Origin of the sequence: Cupriavidus basilensis, from assembly GCF_029335485.1 — a bacterium.
Classification (GTDB): domain Bacteria; phylum Pseudomonadota; class Gammaproteobacteria; order Burkholderiales; family Burkholderiaceae; genus Cupriavidus; species Cupriavidus basilensis_E.
On sequence record NZ_JARJLM010000415.1, the window covers coordinates 1 to 2,163 of the forward strand.

General features: G+C 69.5%; 1 protein-coding gene and 1 pseudogene. Both read right to left on the minus strand.

Annotated features, from left to right (window positions below; translation table 11 throughout):
- Positions 1-45: 45 nt before the first annotated feature.
- The gene (hemE, locus tag P3W85_RS24540) at positions 46-1,143 is read right to left on the minus strand and encodes a uroporphyrinogen decarboxylase (RefSeq protein ID WP_276266686.1); all 1,098 of its coding nucleotides are present in this window, start codon (positions 1,141-1,143) and stop codon (positions 46-48) included.
- Between the two features lie 94 nt (positions 1,144-1,237).
- Positions 1,238-2,163: pseudogene (locus P3W85_RS24545) on the minus strand (alpha/beta hydrolase); the annotation flags it as partial.

A 2,163-nucleotide genomic window follows, 5' to 3' on the forward strand; every position in this document is an offset into this window, starting at 1 on the left:
GCACAGGCGGTATCCCCCGGTGGGAGGGAAGGCATGCACTGCCTGTCACTTGGCCGTGGCACGAAGCTTCCGGCTGTAGCCATGCACCTCGTCCACCAGCACGGTCACATGCTCGGGCGGCGTGAACTGGGAAATGCCATGGCCGAGATTGAAAACGTGTCCGTCGCTGCCGCCGCCGGCGGCATAGCTATCGAGCACACCACGCACTTGCTCGCGGATGGCCGCTTCCGGCGCAAACAGCACATTGGGATCGATATTGCCTTGCAGGGCGACGCGGCCACCGGTACGGCGGCGCGCCTGGGCCAGGTTGACGGTCCAGTCCAGGCCCAGCGCGTCGGCGCCGATATCGGTGAGCTCTTCGAGCCACAGGCCGCCGCCCTTGGTGAACACGATGGCCGGCACTTGCTGGCCGTCATGCTCGCGCTTCAGCCCTGCCAGCACGCGGCGCATATAGGCCAGCGAGAAGGCCTGGTACATGCCGTCGGCCAGCATGCCGCCCCAGGTGTCGAACAGCATGACGGCCTGCGCACCCGCCTCGATCTGCGCATTCAGGTAGGCCGCTACCGCCTGGGCATTGATCTCCAGGATACGGTGCATCAGGTCGGGGCGGCTGTACATCATCGCCTTGACCGTGCGGAAATCCGACGAGCCCGCGCCTTCGACCATGTAGCAGGCCAGCGTCCAGGGGCTGCCCGAGAAGCCGATCAGCGGCACGCGCTGGCGGCCATCCTGCACCAGCGCCCGGCGGATCTCGCTGACCGCGTCGAACACGTAGCGCAGCGATGCCATGTCCGGCACCGCCAGCTTCCTGACGTCGCCCTCGGTGCGCAGGGGGTGGGCGAAGCGCGGGCCCTCGCCCTGCGCGAACGACAGCCCCAGGCCCATGGCGTCGGGCACGGTCAGGATGTCGGAGAAAAGGATGGCCGCGTCGAGCGGATAGCGCGCGAGCGGTTGCAGGGTCACCTCGGTGGCGTAGGCAGGGTTCTTGGCCAGGCCGAGGAAGCTGCCTGCGCGGGCGCGCGTGGCATTGTATTCGGGCAGGTAGCGCCCCGCCTGACGCATCAGCCACAGCGGGGTGTACTCGGTGGGTTGCCGGCGCAGCGCGCGCAGGAAGGTATCGTTCTGCAATGCGGTCATGGTCATCCTCGTAAGACCGCCATTTTACGGGATGGCCGGTCGCTGCCGATGCTCTTGTGGCAGACCCGGCGGCGCGGGGGCGATACGCCGGCCGGGCCATCTAGATATCCGCCGCCAGTTCCTTGAAGGCCAGCGCTGCGCGGCGCATCCATTCGCGCGCGCGGGACATCCGGCTGCAGGCGGGCAAAGCCGTGGGTCATGCCGCTCGCTTCGAGCGTGATGACCGGCGCGCCATAGCGCACAAGGTAGTCGGCGTAGGCCAGGCCGTCGTCGCGCAGCACGTCGTGGGCGGCCACTATCACCACGCTGGCGGGAGGCAGGTGCCGCGGCGCGGTGCCCATCAGGTGAATGCGGGTGTCTTCGATGGCTGCGCCCTCGGCAAGGCGCTCGGCACCGATGAACTGGGTCCAGAACCAGGCCATTTCGTCGCGTGTCAGGCCAGGGCCGTCCGCAAAGGCGCGGTAGCTCTCCGTAGCAAGCACCGGGGCCGCCACCGGATAGATCAGCAACTGGGCGCTGACCAGGCCAGGACGGCCTTGCGCGTTGGCCCAGCGCGCCGCTTGCGCCGCCAGGTGCCCGCCGGCGCTGTCGCCGGCCACGGCCAGGAAACCCGGGTCCAGGCGCAGCCGCACACGCTGCTCGGCGAACCACAGCACCGACCCGAGTGCATCGTCGCAAGGTGCCGGAAAGGGATGTTCCGGAGCCATGCGGTAATCGACGCTGGCTACCGCGCAGCCCGTGTCCGCGGCCATCAGCGCCGCCACGCCGTGATGCGTGTCAGGCGAGCCGACCACCCAGCCACCACCGTGGAAATAGACGATCAGGCGCGGCGCGGCCACCCCCACCGGACGGAACAGGCGCGCCGCCAGGGTACGGCCCGGCAGCGGGATTTCCAGGTCGGTGGCCGTGATGCCTTCCGGGTCCGGCGCGGCCGAAATGGCCGCGATCTCGGCGAAGCGCGCGCGGCGGGCGGCGGCATCGGCAGGGGCGGCCTGGCCGGCATAGCGCTCGGCGAGCCGGCGATAG